Source organism: Micromonospora vulcania (genome assembly GCF_042658605.1).
Taxonomy (GTDB): domain Bacteria; phylum Actinomycetota; class Actinomycetes; order Mycobacteriales; family Micromonosporaceae; genus Micromonospora; species Micromonospora vulcania.
Genome location: NZ_JBHSQS010000005.1, coordinates 353,104 through 375,944, shown reverse-complemented (window position 1 = coordinate 375,944; position 22,841 = coordinate 353,104). Strand labels below are relative to the sequence as shown.

21 protein-coding genes and 1 pseudogene are annotated in these 22,841 nt (G+C 66.2%); 12 read left to right on the top strand and 10 right to left on the bottom strand.

Features of this window, described 5'->3' with window-relative positions; all coding sequences use genetic code 11:
- The first annotated feature begins 28 nt into the window (after positions 1 to 28).
- Positions 29 to 2,176, top strand: coding sequence for an alkaline phosphatase family protein (locus ACFQGL_RS10930; RefSeq protein ID WP_377509319.1), 2,148 nt, complete (start codon positions 29 to 31; stop codon positions 2,174 to 2,176).
- A gap of 62 nt (positions 2,177 to 2,238) precedes the next feature.
- Here the strand turns inward: ACFQGL_RS10930 and ACFQGL_RS10925 are convergent, their stop codons facing one another.
- The 4 genes from ACFQGL_RS10925 to ACFQGL_RS10910 are packed head-to-tail and all read right to left on the bottom strand — an operon-like array spanning position 2,239 to position 5,066.
- Positions 2,239 to 2,508 carry a hypothetical protein gene (locus ACFQGL_RS10925; RefSeq protein WP_377509316.1) on the bottom strand — a complete coding sequence of 90 codons (270 nt, stop codon included), beginning with the start codon at positions 2,506 to 2,508 and terminating at the stop codon, positions 2,239 to 2,241.
- A gap of 32 nt (positions 2,509 to 2,540) precedes the next feature.
- Positions 2,541 to 4,337 (bottom strand): WXG100-like domain-containing protein, encoded by a 1,797-nt coding sequence (locus tag ACFQGL_RS10920; protein ID WP_377509313.1) that lies wholly within the window; start codon positions 4,335 to 4,337, stop codon positions 2,541 to 2,543.
- A complete protein-coding gene (locus ACFQGL_RS10915) occupies positions 4,334 to 4,657 on the bottom strand; it encodes a type VII secretion target (RefSeq protein WP_377509310.1) in 324 nt (107 codons plus the stop codon). Before ACFQGL_RS10915 ends, ACFQGL_RS10920 begins: the two co-directional genes overlap by 4 nt.
- On the bottom strand, positions 4,647 to 5,066 hold the full coding sequence (locus ACFQGL_RS10910) for a YbaB/EbfC family nucleoid-associated protein (RefSeq protein WP_377509307.1): 420 nt from the start codon (positions 5,064 to 5,066) through the stop codon (positions 4,647 to 4,649). Before ACFQGL_RS10910 ends, ACFQGL_RS10915 begins: the two co-directional genes overlap by 11 nt.
- 356 nt (positions 5,067 to 5,422) lie before the next feature.
- Here ACFQGL_RS10910 and ACFQGL_RS10905 point away from each other — a divergent pair, with 356 nt between their 5' ends.
- From ACFQGL_RS10905 to ACFQGL_RS10895, 3 genes and pseudogenes are all read left to right on the top strand, one after another.
- The gene (locus tag ACFQGL_RS10905) at positions 5,423 to 5,578 is read left to right on the top strand and encodes a hypothetical protein (protein WP_377509304.1); all 156 of its coding nucleotides are present in this window, start codon (positions 5,423 to 5,425) and stop codon (positions 5,576 to 5,578) included.
- Positions 5,575 to 5,910 (top strand): YrdB family protein, encoded by a 336-nt coding sequence (locus tag ACFQGL_RS10900; protein WP_377509301.1) that lies wholly within the window; start codon positions 5,575 to 5,577, stop codon positions 5,908 to 5,910. The genes ACFQGL_RS10905 and ACFQGL_RS10900 overlap by 4 nt, the downstream gene beginning before the upstream one ends.
- Positions 5,911 to 5,916: 6 nt before the next feature.
- Positions 5,917 to 6,099, top strand: a pseudogene (locus ACFQGL_RS10895) (hypothetical protein); the annotation flags it as partial.
- Positions 6,100 to 6,494: 395 nt separating this feature from the next.
- Here ACFQGL_RS10895 and ACFQGL_RS10890 read toward each other — a convergent pair.
- The 3 genes from ACFQGL_RS10890 to ACFQGL_RS10880 all read right to left on the bottom strand — a co-directional run bounded on the left by ACFQGL_RS10890 (position 6,495) and on the right by ACFQGL_RS10880 (position 8,335).
- Positions 6,495 to 7,142, bottom strand: a complete 648-nt coding sequence (locus ACFQGL_RS10890) for a nucleotidyl transferase AbiEii/AbiGii toxin family protein (protein WP_377509298.1) — start codon at positions 7,140 to 7,142, stop codon at positions 6,495 to 6,497.
- Between the two features lie 2 nt (positions 7,143 to 7,144).
- Positions 7,145 to 7,711 (bottom strand): hypothetical protein, encoded by a 567-nt coding sequence (locus ACFQGL_RS10885; protein WP_377509294.1) that lies wholly within the window; start codon positions 7,709 to 7,711, stop codon positions 7,145 to 7,147.
- A 93-nt stretch (positions 7,712 to 7,804) separates the two neighbouring features.
- Entirely contained in the window at positions 7,805 to 8,335 is a 531-nt protein-coding gene (locus ACFQGL_RS10880; RefSeq protein WP_377509291.1) for a DEAD/DEAH box helicase, read from the bottom strand.
- Between the two features lie 33 nt (positions 8,336 to 8,368).
- On the opposite strand from ACFQGL_RS10880, the gene ACFQGL_RS10875 reads away from it, so the two are divergent.
- Both ACFQGL_RS10875 and ACFQGL_RS10870 read left to right on the top strand, forming a co-directional pair.
- The gene (locus tag ACFQGL_RS10875; protein WP_377509288.1) at positions 8,369 to 8,731 is read left to right on the top strand and encodes a hypothetical protein; all 363 of its coding nucleotides are present in this window, start codon (positions 8,369 to 8,371) and stop codon (positions 8,729 to 8,731) included.
- A 15-nt stretch (positions 8,732 to 8,746) separates the two neighbouring features.
- The gene (locus ACFQGL_RS10870; RefSeq protein WP_377509285.1) at positions 8,747 to 9,736 is read left to right on the top strand and encodes a phosphoribosylaminoimidazolesuccinocarboxamide synthase; all 990 of its coding nucleotides are present in this window, start codon (positions 8,747 to 8,749) and stop codon (positions 9,734 to 9,736) included.
- A gap of 57 nt (positions 9,737 to 9,793) precedes the next feature.
- Here ACFQGL_RS10870 and ACFQGL_RS10865 read toward each other — a convergent pair whose 3' ends face one another.
- Together ACFQGL_RS10865 and ACFQGL_RS10860 are read right to left on the bottom strand one after the other, a co-directional pair.
- Positions 9,794 to 10,423: an HAD family hydrolase gene (locus tag ACFQGL_RS10865; RefSeq protein WP_377509282.1), complete on the bottom strand. Its 630-nt coding sequence runs from the start codon at positions 10,421 to 10,423 to the stop codon at positions 9,794 to 9,796.
- 188 nt (positions 10,424 to 10,611) lie between these two features.
- Positions 10,612 to 11,274, bottom strand: coding sequence for a PEP/pyruvate-binding domain-containing protein (locus tag ACFQGL_RS10860; protein WP_377509279.1), 663 nt, complete (start codon positions 11,272 to 11,274; stop codon positions 10,612 to 10,614).
- A gap of 821 nt (positions 11,275 to 12,095) precedes the next feature.
- Between ACFQGL_RS10860 and ACFQGL_RS10855 the strand changes: the two genes are divergently transcribed.
- The 4 genes from ACFQGL_RS10855 (at position 12,096) to ACFQGL_RS10840 (ending at position 17,132) form a co-directional block, all read left to right on the top strand.
- Positions 12,096 to 13,148, top strand: a complete 1,053-nt coding sequence (locus ACFQGL_RS10855; protein ID WP_377509276.1) for a hypothetical protein — start codon at positions 12,096 to 12,098, stop codon at positions 13,146 to 13,148.
- Positions 13,145 to 13,771 (top strand): hypothetical protein, encoded by a 627-nt coding sequence (locus tag ACFQGL_RS10850; protein WP_377509273.1) that lies wholly within the window; start codon positions 13,145 to 13,147, stop codon positions 13,769 to 13,771. Before ACFQGL_RS10855 ends, ACFQGL_RS10850 begins: the two co-directional genes overlap by 4 nt.
- The gene (locus ACFQGL_RS10845; RefSeq protein WP_377509270.1) at positions 13,768 to 15,867 is read left to right on the top strand and encodes a coiled-coil domain-containing protein; all 2,100 of its coding nucleotides are present in this window, start codon (positions 13,768 to 13,770) and stop codon (positions 15,865 to 15,867) included. Before ACFQGL_RS10850 ends, ACFQGL_RS10845 begins: the two co-directional genes overlap by 4 nt.
- 374 nt (positions 15,868 to 16,241) lie before the next feature.
- A complete protein-coding gene (locus tag ACFQGL_RS10840) occupies positions 16,242 to 17,132 on the top strand; it encodes a hypothetical protein (RefSeq protein WP_377509267.1) in 891 nt (296 codons plus the stop codon).
- Positions 17,133 to 17,497: 365 nt separating this feature from the next.
- Here ACFQGL_RS10840 and ACFQGL_RS10835 read toward each other — a convergent pair whose 3' ends face one another.
- Entirely contained in the window at positions 17,498 to 18,979 is a 1,482-nt protein-coding gene (locus ACFQGL_RS10835) for a pentapeptide repeat-containing protein (RefSeq protein WP_377509264.1), read from the bottom strand.
- A gap of 381 nt (positions 18,980 to 19,360) precedes the next feature.
- Between ACFQGL_RS10835 and ACFQGL_RS10830 the strand changes: the two genes are divergently transcribed.
- Complete coding sequence (locus ACFQGL_RS10830) at positions 19,361 to 20,626, top strand: sigma-70 family RNA polymerase sigma factor (protein WP_377509261.1); 1,266 nt, start codon at positions 19,361 to 19,363, stop codon at positions 20,624 to 20,626.
- Between the two features lie 1,060 nt (positions 20,627 to 21,686).
- Entirely contained in the window at positions 21,687 to 22,730 is a 1,044-nt protein-coding gene (locus ACFQGL_RS10825; protein WP_377509258.1) for a DUF6907 domain-containing protein, read from the top strand.
- The last annotated feature ends 111 nt before the right edge of the window (positions 22,731 to 22,841 follow it).

The window sequence follows — 22,841 nt, the reverse complement described above, 5'->3', positions numbered from 1 at the left end:
CCGACATGATCAGTAGGGTGACCCGCTGATGAGTAAGGTCGACGTTGTGCGTGGATTTCGTGCCACCGGGCGCGACGTCCGCGACGCGGTGTTGGGCCTCATCCCCACGGCAGCAGCTCTGCTCGTCGCCGCGTGGCTCCTCGCGGGTCTGCGGTTGTCCTCGTGGTGGACGGCGTTCCTGATCGCTGCCGCGTTGGCCGTGGCCGACGCCATCAGCCGTCCTCTCCTCCGGGTGCTCGCCACGCGTACCGGGGCGGTGGCCGTACTCCTTCTCGGGGTGGGCACGCAGCTCGCGCTCATCGAGTTCGCGCTGATGGTCGTTCCGGGTGTCTCCAGGACCGGCCTGGGCACCGCGGTGGCGACCCTGGTGAGCGTCGCGCTGGTCCTGACCGTCACGCGTTGGCTGGTCGGCGTCAACGACAGTTCGTACCTCGTCGCCGACCTCGTACGCCGAGGTGCGTCACGGCGTCGCCGCCTGGGCGTCGCCGGTCGCTCCGCACCGGTCCGGCCGCCGGAGGTCGGGGTCGTCGTGGTGCAGGTGGACGGGTTGCCGTTCCCGGTCGTCGAGCACGGCATGGCGGCCGGGATCCTGCCGACGCTGTCCCGGTGGGTGCGCTCCGGCAGCCATGACGCGGTCCGCTGGTGGGCGCGGGTCCCCTCGACCACCCCTGCGAGCCAGGCCGGACTCCTGCACGGCAGCAGCGAGGGCATTCCGGCGTTTCGCTGGTACGAGAAGGAGGCCGGCCGTCTCGTCGTCACCAACCGGCCGGCGGACGCTGCCGACATCGAGTCGCGGATCTCGGACGGTCGTGGTCTGCTCGCCGACGGCGGCGTGAGCGTGTCGAACATGTTCAGCGGCGACGCGCCCACCACGCTCATGGTGATGAGCCGCGCCGGACAGCGCGGTGGGCTCGGCCCGGGCGGTGCCTACGTCCGCTTCTTCGCCAGCCCCTTCGTCTTCGTCCGGGCTCTCGTGCGGACGCTCGGTGAGATCATCAAGGAGCTGTACCAGGGGCGGCAGCAGCGCCTGCGCGGCGTCGAGCCGCGGGTACACCGGCGCGGACCGTACGTGGCGCTGCGCGGACTGACCAACGTGATGCTGCGCGACCTCAACGTGGGGCTCGTCGCCGAGCACATGATCGCCGGCGCGCCGGTCATCTACGTCGATTTCGTCGACTACGACGAGATCGCCCACCACGCCGGCGTCGTACGCCCCGAGGCGCTCGCCGCCCTTGGCGGGCTGGACCAGGTGCTGAGCACGTTGGAGAAGGTCGCTGCGGCAGCGCCGCGGGAGTACCGGTTCGTCGTACTGTCCGATCACGGGCAGAGCCAGGGCGCCACCTTCCTCCAGCTCACCGGGCGCACGCTCGAAGAGGCGGTCCGGGAGCACGCCGACGCGGCCAAGACCGAGACACTGGCCGACACCGGGAACGTCGAGGCCTGGGGACCGCTCAACGCGATGTTGGCCGACGTCCTCGGTGCCGCCCGACCGGTGGCCCGCTGGACCGAGCGGTACGCCGGAGGTCCGGAGGGTTCCGGGGTGCTCATCGGGCCCGACGAGGGGCGCGGGGCAGGGCCGGAGGGCGACCGACCGGAGTTGGTCGTCGTGGGCTCCGGCAACCTGGGGCTCATCTGGTTTCCGCGACTGCCCGGCCGGGTCCCCATCGAGGAACTGGACCGGCGGTTCCCACGACTGATCACCGGTCTGCTCGCCGAGCCGGGTATCGGCTTCGTGGTGGTCGACAGCGCCCGGGGACCCCTCGCCGTGGGCCGGGCGGGCGTGCACGTCCTGCTGGAGGGCGTCGTCGAAGGCGCTGACCCGCTCGGACCGTTCGGACCACGGGCGGTGCCCGACCTGATCCACGTGGCGGCGATGGACCACTGCCCGGACCTGTACGTGCATTCCACCGTGAGTCCGCGCACCAACGAGGTACACGCCTTCGAGGAACTCGTCGGGTCCCATGGAGGGCTCGGTGGTTGGCAGAACGACGCGGTCCTCATCCACCCGGTCGACTGGGCCATCGACGACGATCTGCTGGACCGCAGCGTGGACGGGGAAGCCCTGCTGTACGGCGCGGACGCCGTCCACCGTCAACTCGTACGGTGGCTGGAACGCTGCGGCGTCCGCCGCCGCGCCGCGGACGAACCAGAATCCACCCAGGCCAGCGCTGGCTGAGGCCGGTGACGCCCGGCCGTTGCGTGCGCGCCGGTACTCAGGAGGCCGCCCTGTGCATCGGCTCAGCCGCTCTCGTCCACGAATTTGTAGTAGCTCATCCGGAAGCGTTGCAGTAGGGCACGCATGAATTCCGGACCGGCCTGCGGCGGCACCCGCTCCGCGCCGACCGGCACGCCGTTGTCGTAGAAGTCCTGTGCGAGCGCACCCCACTCGGGGTCCAGGACGGTCAGCGACACGGCTTGGCCCGGCTGCCAACGGAACTCGGCCACCCGCCGGTTGGTGTGCTGGGCGAACGTGTACAGCGCCACGCGGGTCGCCGCCTGCTCGGTCATGCCTGCCTCCTGGTTCACCATGGCTCTTCCGGTCACCAAGGGCTCGGCGGACGGAAGGCGTTCCACGCCTCGCCCGTGATCATGCCTCGACTACGGATCTCGTTGAAGCGGTCCATCGCGCCGGCCAGCGCCTGCTCGCTCAGGCCGGTGCCGCGCAGCCGGTCGGCCAGTGCGGCCGGGTCGGTGGCCTGGATCCGGGCCATCGTCTCCGGGCTGAGCGGCCGGTTCATCTGCTGCTGAACGAAGTCCGAGCGCAGTGGCTCGCCGTTCGAGTCCGGAAACGAGTAGCCGTGATCGATGGCGACCAGGCGGCCGTCGGGGCCGGTCAGGTAGTTACCCATGTGCCGGTCGGTGTTGCCGCTGACGTAGTCGAGCACCGCCATCCGCTCGCTCTCGGCGACAGGATAGGCGCTGGGGGGACGCCCTGGGCTCGCATTCTCCACGAACTCCTGCATCGAACCGGACCCGTGCGGACCGTCCCAGCGGGCGGTCGTCGGCACCAGGTCGAAGCCCAGGTCCTCGTCCAGGCGCGAGGCGGCGACCTCCCGGGCGGCCAGCTGATCCTCCGGAATGGTGGAGCGCACCTGGACGAACTCGTTCTCCGGCACATTCGGCTTGTACACGCCGTGCGTGCCGTCGGTGAACGTCACGTCGTACGCGTCGTTGACGTGTCCGCCGGGGTCGAGTTCGGTCATGCTGTGCACCTCCCTGCCGAGCAGCCGCAATTCGGCCTCGCTGGCATGATCGGGCACCACCGGATCGGTGGTGGACCCGGACTCCGGTGCATCGGGCCCGTCCGGCTCCGGCGGCTCCTCGGCACCCCGCGCCGTACCGCCGTCGTGCGGCGGGCCCGCGGCGGGCCCCGGCTCCCCGGGTGGTCCGCCGTGCGCCGGGCCGCCGCCGACCGGTCCCGGCTCACCGCGTGAGCCGGTGGCCGTGGGCCCGTCCTGCCGGGCCCACGGTGGTGCGCCGCCACCACCTGCGGGATCGTCGTAGCCGCGCACCCCGGGGCCGGGGGCCGGCATGTCGGTGGGGCCCGCTCTGCCGGGGGTACGCCGGAGGCCGCTCAGCGCGGTGCGGAGAGTGTCGAGCAGTTCGCCGAGCTTGGACAGGATCGGCCGGAGCCGGCTGACGCTACGGGCCAGCGCCGTGAGCAACCCGGCGATCTTCGCAGCCCACTTGGCGACCAGCGTGGAGACCTGCGCCGCGACCAGCGGGGTGGCCGCGCCCAGGGTCAGCCCGGCCTCGGCGAGCCACTCCCAGAGCCGGACGGCGAGGATCGAGACGAAGTCGGCGATCAGGTCCCGCACCAACTCTCGGACCAGCGCCACCAGCAGGCCCGCGCCCTCGACGACGGTGCCGATCAGTCCGGTGGCGTCCGCCAGGCCGGCGAGGTGGCGTAGGTGCTGGTCGCTGTAGCGGCGGTACGCCTCGGACGCCGGCCCGGTCCAGGTGGCGATCTCGGTGCGTACCGCCTCGGACAGGGCGGTGACCTGGCCGGTGACCTGCTGGGAGACGTTGCGCCACGTTTGCGCGTACGCGGTGATCTGGTCCGGGTCGCCGGCCAGCCAGTCGAGGGCGTCGGAGAGTGGCTTGACGTGTTCGAGGAGCCAGGCGACCCCCCACGAGACGACCGATCCGATCGGGTCGACGCAGGTCGCCAGCACCTCCATCGACGTACCGAAACCGCCGAGGGTGGTGTCGACCCAGGAGCCGCTCTCGATGCCGTTGCGCAGGTCGACCAGGCTCTCGACGAGGCCGACGCCGCTGTACGCGGTGGTGGAGTCCTGCCGGGCGGCGATCAGCGGGTTCGCCACTGCGCTGCTCATCGGTGCATCTGCCCGAGGGACGCGGAGATCGTCCCGTCCGTCTCGTGGTAGGTGTCCACTGTCGCATCGAGCGCCTCGGCGGCGCTGTGCAACGCCTCCTGCGCCGCGGCGAGCGCGTCCACGGCGGGGTCCTGGAGGAAGTCCAACAAGAAGGGGATCGCCTGGCAGGTCGGCAGTTGGCCGTAGGCGTCGGCGCCCATCCGCACGTACGCCCCCGCGTCGTGTGCGGTGCCGATCGCCCCGGCGATCCGGTCGACGGAGCGGGCGTGCTCGGTCAACGCCGCCGTGGTGACCTCGAACCCAGCCGGCTCAGCGCCCACGGCCACCCCCGGGCTCGTTCTCCTCGGTCACCTCGGGGAAGCGTGTCTCGTAGCTGCTGACGACTGCGCGGGCAGTCTCGGAGTCGGCACCGACCGTCTCCGCCGCGGCCTCCGCCACCTGCGCGGCCAACTGCCCCTGCGCCCGCCGCATCACCGCCAGCACCTCAGCGGCGATCTCGTCCGCCCGCCAGCGCAGCAAACGGTCGTCAAGCCGGAGGTCGGTCATCGCGCCGGACGCGGCGACCGTCACCTGGACCGCACCGTGTGCACCCTCGGCGGTCGCCGACATCGCCGCCACGCGCTCCGACAACTCCTGTGCCTGGGCGGCCCGCTCGGAGATACCCGCCGCCCAGGAGGCGACGAACCGGTCGGTCGACGCGTCGAAATCACCATCGGAAAACTGCGCCATCAGACCTCCCCCGTGTGACGGCTGCCGGCCGCCTCGAAGTGTCATCGGTGCGGCGCGGTGAACGTACGATACGCCCTCACCGTCCGACGTGGAGTCCACCGACAACGGCGGTCAGGGACCGAGGGTTCCGCGTCCGCGCGGGGACCGCCGGTCGCGATCCGGGTTCGGGCGTCGGCCCGGCCTTGTTCGGTACGCCGTCGAGCGAGTCGCCAGGCGAGGCGACCTCGGACTCTCGTCGAGGGCGGCGGCTCCTCGCCCCACTTACGCCGCCTGGCGTACGTCCACAGCCCCTCGGCGATCCCGACCGTTCGCATTGGGCTTGACGGGCATTGGCTAATATAATTAGCCTGTTAGCTATGACAATTAGCTGTGTTGAGCGGGATGGTGGACAGATCGGGTACGACGCACACCGGGAGGGTCCGCTGGTCGTGCTCCCGCGCGGTGGGGGCGAGAGCCTGGCGAGCTTCCGGCACCTGGTGCCGCTACTGGTCGCGGCCGGGTCGGCTCGGTGACCGTGCTCCGGGGGCTCGGGTTGCTGCTGGTCTTCCTGCTGGAACTCGCCGTGCTGGCGATCGGTGCGCGCTGGGGCTGGGCCCTGGACGCGCCAACCGCCGTCCGGCTGCTCGCCGCCATCGCGGTGCCGCTGCTGCTCGCCGGGCTCTGGGGTGTTCTCGGCTCGCCACGGGCCCCGGTGCCGCTGCGCCCACCCGCCAAGCGTGCGTTCCAGGCCAGCTGGTTCGTGCTCGGCGGCGCGATGCTCGTCCTACTCGGGCAGCCGTGGCTCGGCCTCGCCCTGGTCCTCGTCTGGGTGGCCGTCACCATCCTGCTGCGCCGCGCTCCCTGACCCGCTCAAAGCGCGGGTCCGTCGGTGCGGGCCTGCTCGAAGGGGCGACCGCCGCCCGAGCGCCTCGGCGACGACTTCATCGCCGGCATCGTCCTCCACAGCGGAACCTCGATACCGCCGTTCGGCGACAGGCTCCGCGCAATGCCGGTCAGCGCCTTGTGGCAGGTTGCCGCCCCACGAACAGGCTGACTGGGGCACTCGCCGCCGCCGACGTCGCGACCGCGCCCGGCCCGTTGCACCCCAGCCCAGCGAGATCAAGCGGGGTCACCCAGAGATTCGGCGTGTGGCCGTGGGCTGGGGCCGACCCACCGGGTCAACGTGGGTCACTCCCTGCCCACGCGGGTCGGCCCGCCGGTCGTTACACTGGCCACTCGCGCCCCCGTAGCTCAGGGGATAGAGCATCGGTTTCCTAACCCGACGGTCCGCCGGTGTCCGCAGGCCGACGACCTGCGGCTTTCTATTGCCTGCCGCTGCGTGCCGGTCGCTTCGTGGGCTCGCTGCGATCGCTTGCCGAAGATCAGCTGAAGCGCTGTGGGTCCTGCGGGTGCAGGCTTAATTGACGCTGCCGCGAGTCGGGAGCCGAGTCATCCGTCCTTGTCGTCGAGCAGGTCGCGGCGCCACTCCGCGAATCGGCTTCGGAGGTCGTCGAGCGCTGGGCCGGTGACGCCGTACTGGGCGAAGTCGTCGGGATCGAGCTGGGCGACTTGTCCGAGAGCGTCGGCGAAAATGCGCGGTTCGAAGCCACGGTCGGCGCGCTGCGCGAGGGCGAGAAGGCCGTCGCGGGTGTAGCGACCGGAGCTGAGGGTGGCGTCGATGTCGATGAAGTCCCGGGCGAACGCTCGCCCGTAAAGGGCGCTCATCTTGTTCGCGACCGCGTCGTCGGGGTGGAGTACCGGTCCGATCGCCATGAGGATCGGTTCGTTGGCGCGCCAGTCCACGCCGAGTTCGACCTTGGAGATCCGCATGCCGTCGGTGACGGCCAGTCGGGCGAAGGTGTCGTACTGGCGCTCGGTCTCGACGGTGAGGCCGTCGTCTCGGTAGGCGTGCACGACGGCGGTGACCGCGGCGGTGAATTCGTCGCGGCGGTCCCAGGCGGTGAACAGGTCGACGTCCTCGCTGGGTCGCTCTAGGAGTCCGGCGGCCTGAACCGCGTAACCGCCGGCCAGCGCGAAGCCGTATTGATGGGCCGCGCCGAGCCCGGTCCGGGCGAGGCGTTCGTGGAAGGGGTCCACCGCTACGCCGCGTTGCTGCGGGTCGCGGCGAGTTCGGGGAAGGCGTCCTCCCAGCGCCGGCGAAGCTGGGGCGGCAGCCAGAGAGTGGGCCAGAGCCGCCGGAGGAGGTCGGCATCGAGCCAGGTGTTCAGATCCTCGACCGTATTGGCTTCGGTGAGCACCACCTTGTACATGCTGGCCAGGCGCGCGGGCCGGTTCAGGTCGTACTCGGCGTGCCCCGACCAGTCGAGATGACGCGGAAGCGTCAACATGCCCTTGGTGGGGCCGTGCAGCGCGGCGAGGGTTTCGGCGATCACATAAGGCTTCCGGTCACCATATGGCCGGTAGTCCGCTGGCGGCTGGGGTGATGTCCTGCGTCGGTTGATGTTGGTCGCCCGCCGGACTTCCGGTCGGAGTGCCTGACGGATCGTCTCCCGGCTGTACCCGGTAACCCGCTGCAGATCCACCGGCCGCCAACCGGCCGCGTGAAACGCCCGCAGTTGCTCATCCCGCTCGATCAACGCCTGCGCCCGCGTCGCCTCGTACCGGGAGACAACCCCGTGCAGCTCGTCCTCGGAGAACCGGCCCATGGCCGTTAGCCTACCAGGCTAGGCCCAGCACGCTTGGCTTACGTCGTAGCTCTGTAGCCGCAGACCAGTCATAATGATCACGACGGAATGCGCTCATGTCCTGGTGAAGCCGAGGGCCCGGTATCCGGGCATGCGGCGTGGGAGTGAGGCGGCGAGGATTGGTGTGGCCGGGTCGTGGTAGTCGTGGACCTCGGCGAGGTCCTTGCCGGGCGCGGCGCGGATAACGCGGCCGGCGCATTGGACGAGTAGGCCGTCGTAGGAGATCGGGCCGGCGAGGAAGAGGGTGTCGAGGGCGGGGGCGTCGAAGCCTTCACCGATGAACGGTGTGGTGCCGATGACAAGGAGGCCGTCGCCGGCCTTGGCGCCGTCGAGCCGGTCAACGGTGGCCCGCCGTTCGCGGGTGCTCATCGCGCCTTGGAGCACAAGCGCCTGATGTCCGCGTGCGGCGAGCAGGGCGGTGAGTGCCTCGACCTGGGCGACCCGTCGGGTCAGCACGAGGCAGTTGCGGCCGCGGGTCAGGGCTACGGCGACATCATCGGCGATCTGGATGTTGCGGGGCTCGTCGAGGGCCAGTCGCCGGTGCACCTCGGCGAGCGCGCCGGGCGCGTCAAGGTCGACGTCCACGAGGGATGGCTGCCCATCGGAGGGGTGTTCTGGGTGAAGTATCGGACGGATGGCGCGACGTTAATAGAGGTTATGCCCACCAGCCACGCCCGAGCGAGCATGCAGTTCTTCTCAGAGGCGGTCAGGAACTGGGAGATGAAGGAGGACATCGCGGACCACTTCGGTGCAGATCCGTTCGCGTTCGGCGCGCACATGAATCGAGTGGACAAGATGCTGGACGACTTCTGCGAAAGCCACGACGTTTACTACATGAACGCCGACATATTCGCGCCCGACAACGTGGGTATACTCCTGTCCGCCATGGACGCCGCGTTGGACACGACCGCGTCGGGCAGGAGCCCTCGCGGCCGCTACAATGAGGCCGCTCTCCAAAACATTGCTCACCCCGTCCCCTGAGTAAGAGGTGCCACCTTGATTGCTCGACAGGCCAGCGAGCCGCCAATGTTGGATAATTGCCTGACCGACGCGGAATACCGTGAACTGCCGGGCTTCACCCGTAACAAGGTGCGTGACTCCTACCAACTGCCGGATGGGCGACGGCTGCTGATCTCGACCGACCGCCAATCCGCGTTCGATCAGGTTCTGGCTGCGGTGCCGTACAAGGGCCAGGTGCTGACCCAGACGGCCCGTTACTCCTTCGATGCCACCGCAGACGTATGTCCCAATCATGTGATCTCCTACCCGGACCCGAACGTCGTCATGGTCAAAGACCTCGCCATGCTGCCGATCGAGATCGTGGTTCGGGCCTATCTCACGGGTTCTACGAACACCAGCATCTGGCCGATGTACGCCCGAGGTGAGAGGGTGTTGTACGGTCACGAGTTCCCCGATGGTCTGAAGAAGAACCAGCGCCTGCTCAAACCGATCGTCACGCCGACCACGAAGCCCGCTCAGGGCGGGCATGATGTGCCGATCACGGCTGCCGAAATCCTAGAGTCCAAGCTGTTGACGGCCGAACAATGGCACGAGCTGACGCAGAGGAGCCTAGCGCTGTTTGCCCGCGGGCAAGAGCTCGCGGCTCGGAGAGGCCTCATCCTGGTGGATAGCAAGTATGAATTCGGTCTTGACGACGACGGTGCCGTAGTGGTTGCAGATGAGATTCACACACCGGATTCGAGCCGCTACTGGATTGCGGAGACCTACCAGCAGAGGCTCGAGAAGGGTCAGGAACCGGAGAGCCTGGACAAAGAATTCCTGCGTCTGTGGATTGCCCGCCAGTGCGATCCCTACAAGGATCTCATTCCGGAGATCCCCGCCGAGACCTTGATCGAGTTCAGCAACAAATACATCACCCTGTACGAGCGGCTGACCGGTCTGAAGTTCCAGAAGTCAGACCCTGCCATCTCCGTGCGCGCCCGCATCCGCGAAGCGCTGGCCAAGGAACTCCCCGAGTATTTCTGACGGCACTGCCTGTGGCACTCCAGGCCGACGCTACGGCGACGGCCTGGAGTGAGGCCATCAGCTTACGTCGAGGACGATGTTCTTCAGCTCGCCGAGCGCCTCGGTCCGACGGATGGCCTGCGAGAAGTCCTGCATCTTCGTGAAGCCGTTGTGGACGATGACGCAGTCGATGCCGGCAGCGGCGGCTGAGGCGAGCCCTCTGGACGAATCCTCCATTACCGGTGTCTCTTCTCGGGTGGCGCCGAAGCGCTTCAAGCCGGTCAGGCACGGTTCCGGGTGTGGCTTGGCCAGCGTGAAGTCCTCTCGGGCCAGCGCGAAGTCCACGGATTTACATATCTGGCGCTTTTCGTGGATGACTTCGAGGTCCGCCCGCTTCGACGTCGTCACGATGGCCATATGGACGTGCTTCGACAGTTCGGCGAGTGTCTCAACAACGCCCTCGATATCAATGGCCTCGGTTCGCAGATACTCCTGATAGTACTCATTACAGGCCGTACGCAGCCGACTGAGGGCCTGATCATCGATGCCTGCCGCCTTGGCCGGGCGCCAGGTGGCCGAGCCCAGTGCCATATCCCGAAGGCATTGATCTCTGTCCAAGGTGATGTCAACGTCCGCCAGGGCGCGAGCTCCAGGATAGTGTACTTCTTCACTCGCTTGAAGCCTTTCGGCAGCCGGGCCCGGCCACATGCGCTGTCACGAATTACACGGCGATCACTGATAGGTGAACGAACCTATGATGTTGCGTAGGGGCGATCGCGTTCTCCAGATTGATCCCTGGGCCGACGTCCTGAAGGTGACCTGACCTCCTCGTGCGGCAGGCACGTGACGGAGCGCCCGTATGGCCAACGCGATCGCACTCTACGTCCCGGATCCTGTTAGTATGGCCTAACTTGGAAGATGTACAGTTCCTCGTCCTTAATCCCCCATTCGATCTGCACCTTGCGGAAGAACTGACGTTCGAGGTCTACCGCAGTCTTCGCCAACGACTTGAATAGCCTCGCAAGAGGCTCGGTGATGATTGCCGGATACGCGCGGTAGTTGTCCTTGCCGTCGATGACGTCGACCTTCTTGATGTATGAGATCAGCGGAGTGACGTCTCCTTGCATCAGGTGGTACAGATCCCCGGCCATGTACTCGAGCAGCAGATAATCGTAGCCGTCGAATGCGTTGGAGGTCAGGACCACGCCGGAGATGTCTGCGGAGATCATCTCCTGCACCACTACAGACATGTCTCCTTCCGCTCCCCCGTACCGGTTTACCGAATCAGTTCGCTGCGAGGCGTATACGGACTTGGCCAGTTCGATGACCTTGCAAGGATCGCCGGCGTCCACGTTCACGTAGCTCTCGAACAGGCCAGCATATGAGCCTGTGCTGCTGTCCTCGCTCGCGTGGGACGACCGAACCACGACTCGATCGCATTTCAACGAGGCGAGCTTGTTCAGCACGGCTACCTGAACCTGCTCGTCATCGATGCGTCGCATCGCATGACTGGTTATCACGAAGCCTTCCGCAATTCTGGCCGTTTTGTTGATCTTCATCAGGTTCGCCGCCTTGGCGCGAGGTGAGGGCCCGCCTGATAGACCCTCATTGATCTTGGTGATGTGGTCGCCGTGTGGTCTCCAGCGGAGGTCACCCCGGGTCAATCCGCGCCACTTCAGGTTAACCGGGGTCAACGATCATGGGCGCTGCCGCGCCTGGTGTGGTCAGTGTGTGGTCGTCGGTCGGTGCGGATCGCCGGGTCAACGCAGGTCAACGCGGGTCACTCCCTGCCAACGCGGGTCGACCCGCAGGTCGTTACACTGACCACTCGCGCCCCCGTAGCTCAGGGGATAGAGCATCGGTTTCCTAAACAGCACGCATCTTTCAACCGCAGGCTGCTGACCTGCGGTTTCCTGCCTCTGAAGATCAATTATTGGTCGCAAGGCGGTACTGCTGTGATCGCTTGCCGAAAATTTGCGGGTGTGGCGTCTAGCCTGCTCAGTCGCGATGTGGGGCGGTGTGAAACAGCCGGACGGATGCGATCCGTCGGCCACCTGCTCCGTGGCTTCTCGGCGGACGGCGATGGCATCCGGGGGATCCCGTCCTCCAGCTCGCGGTTGCCCATTGGCGAGGACCGTGGACGGAGCCTCCGCCGGACGAGTCCGACCACGCCAGCCGGCAGCCCGGCAGAGGTTCGCCGAGATCAGCGTCTCAGGTGCATGTAGGGCCTTGTCGTCTACTCCTGTCTCCCGCTTTGGTCGGTTGGTGAGCGAAGAAGAGCTGAATCGGCAGGCCGTAGGTGTCATCCCGTAATCCCATGATTGCGTTGCGCTGTCCGTCTTGGAATGCTGTCGGCGAAGGCGTCGGAGGAGGGGGTCCTGTGTCGGATGGTGGGCTGGTTCTGGCAGCTGGCGAGCCTCCGATCAACTTCCGTGCGCACGAAATCCGAGCCGGCAACGTCGCCGGCGCGCGCCACGACTTCGAGCAGATGCTTCGTGAGTTGGTGGAGGCCTGCTACCGGGGTGCGCGCCTGCTCGAGGCCAACCCCGGCGACTGGGGTATCGACGTCGTGCTGGGTGACCTGGCAGGGCAGGTCGTGATTTGGCAGGCGAAATACTTTATGCCTGTGGTGACCGTCTCCCACCAGGGCCAGATCCGCGAGTCCTTCTCGTCTGCCCTGAAGGCTGCAGCGGAGCATGGTCACAAGATCCGCAGATGGGTCTTGTGTGTCCCCGCGAGCATGGACGCCCCGATGGACAAGTGGTGGTCCACGTGGAAGAAGAAGGCGGAGAAGGACTCCGACGTCAGGATCGAACTGTGGCACGAGGGTCAGTTGCGGCAGCGGCTGATCTCGCCGGACGCCGCTAACGTCCGGCGCCACTACTACGATCCGTACCAGACCCCGATGAAGCCAGAGCCGGGCCGCCCCGAGGTGGTCCAGGTCAAGCCGGAGAACGCAACGGCCATGGAGACCGCGCTGTTCGTCCGGCAGCTCCGGGAAGCCGGGCACCAGCAGGTCAGCTCGGCGAAACTGGAGTTCTTCAACGCCGAACTGCTCGCCCGCGAGATCGTCGACAAGGACGTCCCGGCTGAGGTAAACGCGCTCGTTGAGGCCGCTGCGACGGTCCACAGCATTTGGGAGACGTCTTTCAACGAGGTGGCCGAGCTGCATCCCGCTGGCCCCAAGCTGCCGGGTCTGCACGCGTCGGTGATGAGACAGATTCGCGGGATGGGCGACTCGTGGCCGACGGAGCTACGGTCGACGCCCGTGCACCGGTGCGGCATGATGCACCGGATTGTTGAGGACGGCCGTGCAGGCTGGGTTCCTCATTGGGAAAACGTGATTGTGGAGCATCGGGACGACCAGCCGGCGCAAATGCCCGCGCCGGCCCAGCGCAGTCCCGACACCGACTCCGCCGGAGCCCTCACATGACCGCGCCGTCCGGCTCGGCCCACGCCGTCCACCGGTCGCCGGTGGCGGTGCCGGAGGACGACACAGTGTTCCGGCTGGCGCAACTTGTGCTTCTCCTGCACGTGGTCGCCGAGTTCCACCCGGACGGTGTTGAGTTGGAACGGCTCGGCGCGTATGACTTCATCGCGGCGAACCCCCTGCTGATGGCGTCCAGCGATGACGACCCGGACCGGTTCGAGCTGCTCATGGCGGGCTTCGACGACCGGGCGCTGTCCTATGCGAGCGCGGCGCAGAGGTTTGCCACCCGGCGGGAGCGGCTCAAGCACGACCTGGCGCTCCTGCTCGCTTATGACCTGGCGACCACCTCAGTCCGTGGCCTCGTGCTCTACCGGTTGACGGACCTCGGCGTCGATATGGCGATGCGGTTCACCGCCATGTACGCGCGCTCCTACACCACCGCAGCGACCATTGTCGTGCGCAGGCTGCGGAAGATCCGGCCCGGACCGCTCCGGGAGAGGGTGACCGAATGGACTCGCCAGCCTTCGGGCCCCCACTGCATCGACCTGGCCGATCTGTTCGTTGAGCCCGAGGAACTGGACGAGGTGGACGCCCTCGGGCAAGAACGCGCGAGCAGGTCGTCATGACAACAGCCGCGAACTTCGCCTCCTCGCCGGGCAAACGAGGCATCCGAGTCCGCCGGCTACGGCTCGTCGGACCCGAACGCCACTACCAGGTCGACTTCGTCGATCGTCAGACAGGCAACCTGAACTCCTTGTCCGTCATTGCCGGAGCCATCAGCACGGGCAAGTCGAGCGTCCTGGAATTCATCGACTACTGCCTAGGCGCGGGCGACTACCCCCGGCACCCCGAAGTGATCGCGAAGGTCCTACACGCCTTCATCGAAGTGGAACTGTCGGGCACGCCGTACGTCATCGAGCGTAGCCTCGGCGATCAAGCGGGCCACGTCTTCCTACGCCCCGGCAGGCTCGACGACGGCGCTGGCCCCCCGGTCGAACGACGGCCGATCAAACCTGCCGGCAGCCCGGACAGCCTCTCATCACTCCTACTGATGCACTGCGGGCTGGAAGGCGTCCAGCTCCGCGAGGCCCCAACGCAGCCGAACTCCGGCACAGACCCGCTTAGTTTCCGAGACCTGATGGGGCTGTGCTTCCTACCCAACGAGCGCGTGGCCAGCAAATCCTTGCTGTTCGAGACCCAACACATGAAGGCGCTCAAACTGCGCCAAGTCGTCGACGTGGTGTTCGACGTCCACGACGACCGCGCGGTAGACCTCGGACAGCGCATCAAAGACCTGGAGACACGGCTGACCCGGGCCCGGGTGGCATACGAAGCGGCACAGCAAATCGTCGGGGAACAACGACTCGGCGAGCGCTTGGAGCTCGAGATTGCCCGTGACCGGGCGGCCGAGGAGTTGGCCGTCGTTGCCCGGGAACAGGCCGCAATCGACCAGCGCATAGCTGCCGTCGCTGGATTCGCCGAGGCACAGCGGCGGCGGCATCAAACAGCTGCGGAGCAAGCACGTCGCGCTGATGCCGTACTCCGCGACCGCGAGACGCAGCTCCGCCGGATGGTTCCGCTGCGCGCACAGTACGCCGCTGACGTGGCGAAGCTGACCATGCTCACTGAGGCTCATCAACTCTTCGACCCGCTTCAGATCAAGGTCTGCCCAGCATGTATGTCTGCCCTCGGGCGAGCCATCGAAGTCGAAAACGGGGCCTGCGGGTTGTGCCACACCCCGCTCGCGGATGCGGCAGGCACGCTGACTCTCGGCGACGTCGCGCCCCCAGCCGCGCCCGAGCACGAGGGCGCGATCAATGGCACGGCTGCCGGTCCGAGCGGAGGAATGGGTGCTCTGCCGGACGTTGACAGCTCTGTCAGCCCCTTCGACGTAAGCATTGAGCTGCGTGCGACTAAAGCCCGCCTGGCTGAACTGACCAGGTTTGTGGATGACCTGGATGCCGATGTGAGCCAGCTCAAGCAGCGCGTAGAAGCCGCTCGTGCCGCTGAGCAGCAAGCAGCAGCCGACGTTGACCACGTCACCACTCGGGCGATCAGCCCATACCTCGCCGAACGTGACGCTCTTGCGCAGCGGCGCCAGAACGCCACCGCTGCGGCGCAGCTCGCCGCCGCCGGGTTGCAGATGGTCAGCAGCCTCGAAAGACGAGCCAACGACGTGCTGCGCCTGGACACCTCGGTCAAGGCCCTTCGCGAGGAACTCGCTACCGCTGGACAAGACAGGACGGACCGAGCCGCGATCATCCGGACCATCAGCGAACGGTTCGCCGCGATCCTCGCCGACTGGCGGTATCCGAAACTGAGTGGCGCCCGTCTGAACGACGAACTGATTCCATTTGTGCGTGACCTCCGATACACCTCGGCATCCTCCGGCGGCCGGACCCTGCTCTCCCTCGCCTGGATCCTCGCGATTTTCGAGGTCTCCTGGGAGTCGGGTGGCTCCCACCCCGGCTTCCTTTTCCTGGACAGCCCTCAGAAGAACCTCGGCCAAACCGGCGAACGCGACACCGAGTTCGCCGACACCGTCACGATCGCGGACTTCTACAAGCACCTGCACACATGGCTCGCCGGCCTTGGGGCAGGAGCCCAGATCATCATCGTCGACAATGCTCCGCCCGCAGAGGTCGAGAATGATGTGGTCGTGCGTTACTCCGCGCGGGCGGACCAGCCGCCCTACGGCCTCATAGATGACGCGATCGCCTGAAACCCTGCACTGGGTGTCCCACAAGCGCCCGATTGCGTCCTGGGCTTGACCCGGCCAAGCTGGCGTTTCCGCCTCGGGCCAGCCGGTGGGCGGTGGTGCGAAGGTGAGGTTCGGCGCGGTCGGCGGTCAGGTCGAGCAACGCAATCCGGAACGGCTCGCCCGGCCACGGCGGCCTCGGAGCGGGTACGCCGTGGTTGCTCTGCAGGTGTGCATCTCATCGGCGCAGGACTCCTGGTACGCGAGACACGTCGAACTCACTGCGGTCGCCGTGCTACTCGGACCGAAGCTTCCGCACGGAACCGGGTGATCAAGCTTGCTCCGATGCCAGGACCTCCGGCCCACCGGCTGTGGCATGCTGCTGGCATAATCGTCGCGTGACCAGGCGCTCCTTCTACAGTGATCGAACTCGTGGTCGGCCTCTTCGCGATAAGGAAGTCGTCGACAAGGTTGCCTGGCGAGGACTCTTGGCGGTCATCGATAGCCGCACAGAAGACAACTGGCTAGCCAACGAGTTTCCGGAACAATGTCCTGACGGGAACGGAATCTCCGGAACTAATCAGAGTCGCCTTGACGACGTTCTAGCCGCATTCATTCCGGATCTCTCTTGGCCAATCGGTTATGCCGATCGAGACGAGGTGCCCGAGACGCACCAAATTCTTGATTTGGTTGACTTCATTGGCCAGCGCATCGCGAAACCGAAGCCCGGTCCGTACCACTCCTACTACCGGCACAACGAGCTGAACTTCGACGTTCCGGCGGGGCGCGAGGAGTTCCGCCATGAGGTGAACCTACTTTTTGCTCGATCCGGACTGGCCTACGAGGTGAGCCCTGACATGGAAGTGGAGCGCCTCGGGCCCTCAGAGGCCCGACAAACACTGGTTGACCTCGATCCTGATAGCGGGGACGAGATCTTCGACGATCTTGTTCTTGAGGCGAAACGTCGGTTCCTGTCCCGTGATCCAGGCGACCACAGCGTGGGCCTTGAGAAGCTCTGGGACGCCTTCGAGCGGTTGAAAACACTGGGCCCCGGAAAAGACAAGAAGTCTCAGATGAACGCGCTTCTGGATCGCCTATCGTCCGGTAGTTGGCGCGCGCACCTCGACGCCGAGGCAATGCAACTCACCGGCATTGGCAATAGTATGACTATCCGTCATTTTGAAATAGGTAAGGAGTCCCTGCCGGACGGGGCCACTGACTACCTTTTTACGCGAATGGCGTCGCTTATGCTATACATCTTGCGCTCGACCGGCCGGTTGCAAGAATAGTGACGTGCCCAAGCCGCGGGTAAGCCGCGGTGGTAACTCGGCTTATCGCCTGCGAATACCTTGCGTACGGCAACCCATTCTCTCTTCACAGGTAATTGAGCCTTTCCGGCTCGGGTGGCCGCCTCGCTGACCGTTGCGGACGCGGCCAAACGGTGGCTCGACGACGCTTCACGCCCGTATGTGCCGACCGCCGGCTCCGTCCGGCGATTCGCATTCCCGCCGCCACTGCATCCACGGCCGCCTCGTTATTGGCGAAGTCTTCAAGTCACCAACGCGTTCTTCTAGCTCCCGCAGGGCGACGGCCAAGATGTACGACGTCGTCCGCCCCGAGCCGCGCTACCCGAGACATCCCCGCCCACCGCCGGTTAGGTGAGTTCTTCACGTCCGGACTGATCCGTCGACGTATGGGCAGGTGCAAAGGCAGGGGTAGACCCACCGCCTGCTTTAGCCTCAGTACGCACAACCTGATGCAACTCGCATTTGGTGCTGGCGCCATCGGCAAGCGTCCATCCAGATGGGAGGTGGACAGTTGATGTCGCTCGAGCACCAGACATGTCGACGCCGCGTAAGAACTGGGCGCGTAGGTCCGCGTCCTCGTAAAACTGCGTCCCGCGTAAGTCGGCGTAACCGTGGAACGCCGCGTCGCGAAGATTCACTTCGCCATAGAATTTCGTGCTACTTAGCCCCGCGTTTCGGCCGAAGATGGCCATCCTCAGATCCGCATTTTTGTAAAACGCTGACCCGTCGATGTGAGTAAACTTCCCTTGAAACTCTGCCCCGCCCAAGTTGGCGTCATCGTGGAACTGTGTTGAACACAGGTTAACGTTCCCGTGGAACTGCACCCCGAACAGATATGCGTAACCGTAGAACTGTACACCGTGCAGGCTTGCGTCTCCGCAGAATTTCGCTGCACGTGCGTTTGTGCCGTAATAGAAATGCGCCTCGCTTAGGTCGGTGTGGCCGTGGAAGTGTGCCGCGCTAAAGTCCGCGTATCTGTGAAACTGGACCTCGCGCAGCTCGGCCTTGCTGTGGAAGTGCGCCAAGCGCAGGTTCACGTCTCCATGAAACTGAGCCGACGTCAGGTCCGCTACCCCGTGGAATTGTGCTGATTCCGCATTTAGTTGATGTGCGTGACAGGACGCAAGGGTGAAGTCGACGAGGTTGGCACCCACCAGATCGACACTCATCCGTTCACTCGCAGTATCGCGCCAGTATGTGGCTTGCTCAGAATCGTCGGGCTTGTCAGACATCCGTAGGTGCTTCGCGATTAGTCGCTGCGCCGTCAATCGCACCTGAAGCTCCTCGCGCCGCTGCTGATCATCCTCGAGCTTCGGCGCCTCGGCATCCGGTGCGGCGTACTGCGGCGAGCCTTTGACGTTTCTGCGCAGCACCTCCGTCGGCGGTGTGTAGGGCATCCGTAGATATGCGCACCACACCTCCACCACCACTTGACGCAACTTTGAATTATCCTGCCCCAACCGCTCCAAGGCATACAGGCCCGCCAGCCGGACCGCAGCCTTGTCACTGCCCAGTTGTTCGGTTGCGGCCACGTACAACGCCGTTATTCGCTGCTCGACCGCGTCCAGCTGAGTGAACTGTTGCGCCTGCTCGCTCCACGCCTGCCGCCGCATCGTCATCAACAATGTCACCCCAGCAGCCAGCCCAGCTGCCACCGTCAACCCCGTCCTGATCCGATCGAGCCGTAGTCGCTCTGGAGTGGACACGGCCGTCGGGATCGGTGACCAAACGCCCAGCAGCCACATCGCCATCGCCCCACCACCGAGCACCACCACAACAGCCGCCAGAGTCACCGGCCACCAGCGCATCGCCCGCAACGGCTGCTCCATTCGCCGACCGTTATCCGCTCGACCACCACTCATCCACCCGGTCCACGAAGCTCGCACGTCACCCATTGTGATACCGCGGGTCCATCGCGGACGCGCAGCGAGCTACGCCACGACGAAACTCAGCCCAAGACACACGCCGCCCGGCGAACCTAGACGTCGCGGTACCGGGGGCACGCGCTGGTTTGCCTGGATCTCGGCGCAACGGCCGCGAGCCGCGTAGGTTCCGCGGCGCGAGAGGTGAGGTCAGGACGGCGAGGCCTGATCGTCCAGGACACCGCGCTGGCCTACGCCCGGCCACATGAGCTGTGGAACGGCGGCTCCAGCGGGCACAGTCAGAAAGTTGTTGGAACAGAACGACAGGTATGCGTCGTGAGGTAGACCGTGGAGAACAACAACGACATCGAGGTAACGGACATGACCGTGACCAGCGAGCCCAACCAGGGGGGCGACGAGGACTTCGGGCCGCTCATCGACCCGGGGTGTGAGACCGCCGCCCCGGAGGTTTATCCCCGCCTGTGGAACCTGTCCGCTGGCCACATGGTTAAGGGTGTCATCCGGGCTGACGCTCCGGCGCGGCCGGAATACGTGGCCGTGCCGGTCCGGCCAGGGCTCTGGGATGAGGCGAATCTCAAGTTGTCGCTCGCGATCACCAAGTGGAACCTGCTGTGGGAGGCCTCGCAGTTCCGCCGCCGGTTCTTTGACGAGGAGGAGCTGCCGCCGTCGATGAACAAGATCGCCGACCAGGGCGACGTCAACGTCATCTTCGTGCCGCGCACCCAGTCGCGATACCACGAGTACGCGCCGCTGTATCACCTGCTGTCCCGGGCCGCCGTGCAACGGCACGGTCTTCCGCTGCTGCAGCGCGGCCAGTGGCCCTTCGTCACTCAGCTAGATAACATCGACGACTACCTTCCGAGCGATTTCCGGGACCGGCTGGCGCGGGCCTGGGCCGGCACCGTCTGGCGTCACCTCATGCCGCAGCCCCACTCCGGGATCGGCAAGTTCACCAACGACGACCCGATCCGGATCCTGGCTCACGACCTGGACTTCTGGCTTCCACCCGTGACCCAGGTGCTCGAGGACTACCTGCGTGAGTTCCCGGTCGCGAACAACGGCATCGTCCCGGGACCGGTGCCACTGGCAGACGGCTCGGTGCTGCCCGGGGCAACGACCGCCAGCCCGCGAACAGGCGGGGACCTCTGGTGCGGCGAGGAGGAGGCAGCCGACTCTGTGCGGCGCACCGTCGAGGCAGCTGATGACACCGGACGGCTCCGCGGCATCCTGGAAACGGTCCGCTCACACCGCTGCGAGGACGACTTCTCACCCCACTGGAGCAGCGCGCGGGAGGACTTCGAACGCAAGCTGTACCACAAGCGCGCCAAGTTTCGTGTCCGGTTTGTCGAGCTGCCTGACACGATCCCTGTGCACAGTCCGGAAATGGAGGTCGTCGACCAACTCCTGATCGGAGACTTCCTTGCACTCCTGGACACGCGTGACCGCACCATCGTCGTGCTGCTTCGTAGCGGCTTCACCAAGCTGACCGACGTTGCCGAGATCATGGGATACCGGACCCATAGCGCCGTCTCGAAGCGAATGGATCACATCCTCAAGCAGGCGACCCGCTTCGCCCGGACCCTGGACTCGTGATCGCCATGGGGGAAATCCAGGCGGAGACCCGATGACGAAGGCTCCCTGGCTACTCGTGATCATCCTGTTCGCGCTCTTGGTCGGAACCGTTACCGCCTGGATCTGGTCCAGGTCCGGAACGACAAATCTGGAGGCTCTCAGAGCCGGCGGCAGCGCCTGCGCCGGCGCTTTCGGTGCCGGCATCACCACCTTCCACTTCCTTTCCTAATACGCCAGCCGCACCCAGTGAGGTCGGTGTCTTCGCTGGTGGTGGGCGGTTTCGGCGCGGCACTGATATTGGCGCTGCGATCGCGACCACCGGTCGGCGCGGTGGAAGCGATCTGACTCGGCGTAAGCGGGTACACCCCCGAAGCCGCGGAATCGTCCAACGCGCCGCCGGGGTCATCGCGGGGCGAACCGCGGCGACCTCGTCGGCGCCGAGGCACTGATGTCGGCGTTCGGCTCGGAGCGGGCCGATGCCGTCGGCTTTACCTACTGGCCGACTCCGCGCTCGGCATGATCGAGGCGCAGAGTCGCCAGTTGATGCACGACCTGTTCAGATGGTTGTCTCTGCTCCTGGCTGACACCGCCCAGTCACCGCCGGCCTGGCTGCCCGTCGGGTTCTATAGACCTGCGGGTCCCGCCCCTACCGCCGCGAGCCAACCTCATCCACGAACACTCCCGCACCACGCATCAGTGCCTCTGACACCTGCGTAAACCAGGGGAGACCGGTGGAACATCTCGGCGTGGTACCAGCCGGCCCGCCAGGTCCCCCATAGCCGTGCTGGACGCTAGGGGCCCTTCGGGAGGGAATGCGAGTGACCCACACACACTGTCCGCTCCCGGGGCTACGCCCGCCGGGACACTGACTCACCGCGGCTGATGCGAGAAGCCGTGCCCGTGGAAGGAGCCCACCGCCCCAATGGCCCTACACCTGAGCGTCTCCCAGACCGCCAACCCAGCTGCCGCCGACGGGTCGAGCCCACCTCGACCCCGGCCTCCCACGGGCACAGACGCGAGCGACGAGGCCGAACAGCGGCCGTCGTACCCGGGGTGCGCCGACACGGCGGACGCTGCGGCAATGACTGCTTATCCAGCCATCGCCGACCCGGTCTGGTGTGTGCATGGTCATTTCGATAACGACCGGCGCGCTGACCGACGCCACCACAGTGACCCCGTCGTGATGCGTCTGGCGCTGCCTGACGTTGTTGATCGTGGCGATCACTGGCCGCACCCACACCGGTGGGTAACCGCGGCTCTGGTCATCCGATTGACGCAACGCCTTGACGAGATTCAACCCGCGCTAACCCTGTACCGCGATCCCACTGCCACCGACGCGTGGGTGAGATGCACGCCGACGGAGGCAGAACGGCTCGCTGACCTGCTCGTCCGCGCCGCTGAGCTCGCAGAAGCCCCGTTGCCAACAGAGCGCGCCTTGGATGGTCCGTTTTGGCAGGACGCCGCCTGTCCGTCCTGGTGTTCCGGTGGTCATCTACCCGAGGACGCCTACGAGGACCGCACGCATTTCGGCGAACTGCCGTCCGTCGCCGGTGCAGTCCTGATCGATCTGCTGCTCGAGACGGCCGCCGAGGGACGCCCGGAGCAACTTGAGGTTACCGTCGCCCAGCACTACCGCTCCACCACGGCGCGCGTGCACGTCATCAAGTCCGAGCAGGCCGAGCTGCGGCTCACCCCGGCTGAGGCCCGTACCCTCGCCGCGTACCTGCGACAGCTCGTCCAGACCGCAGGTCTCCCCGCCGAGACGACGTGGCCGTGGAAGCCCATCGAGGGCGTGACCGTTGGTGGCGAACCGGCTTTCCCCTGCCCTCACCGTCACCCGTGGTGCCGCGGACACAACAAAACTGAGATCACCGAGTACCGCCAACTGGGCAACCACCTTCTGCACAGCGGCCCCATCACCAGCGCTCCCTTCACCACCTCCGGCAGTCCCGGCAGCATCGACATCTGCATCAACAGCCTCACCGACCGTGAGCAGCCCTTCGCCTACCTGCAACTCCTCGGAGGAGACGGCGGCGCCGAACTAGACGCCACCACCATCGACCAGACCATCGCCGCCCTGCAATTCACCAAGAAGTTTCTCCACGAAGCCCAGCCAGGCACCTGACAAGGAGGTGCGCGTATAGGCCGGTGGGGGGCGGGGCATGGCTCGGTGTGGTCCGCCGACGGTGTGGCTGACGTGTGATGTGCCACCCGCTCCCCGCCCCGCGCACCCGTA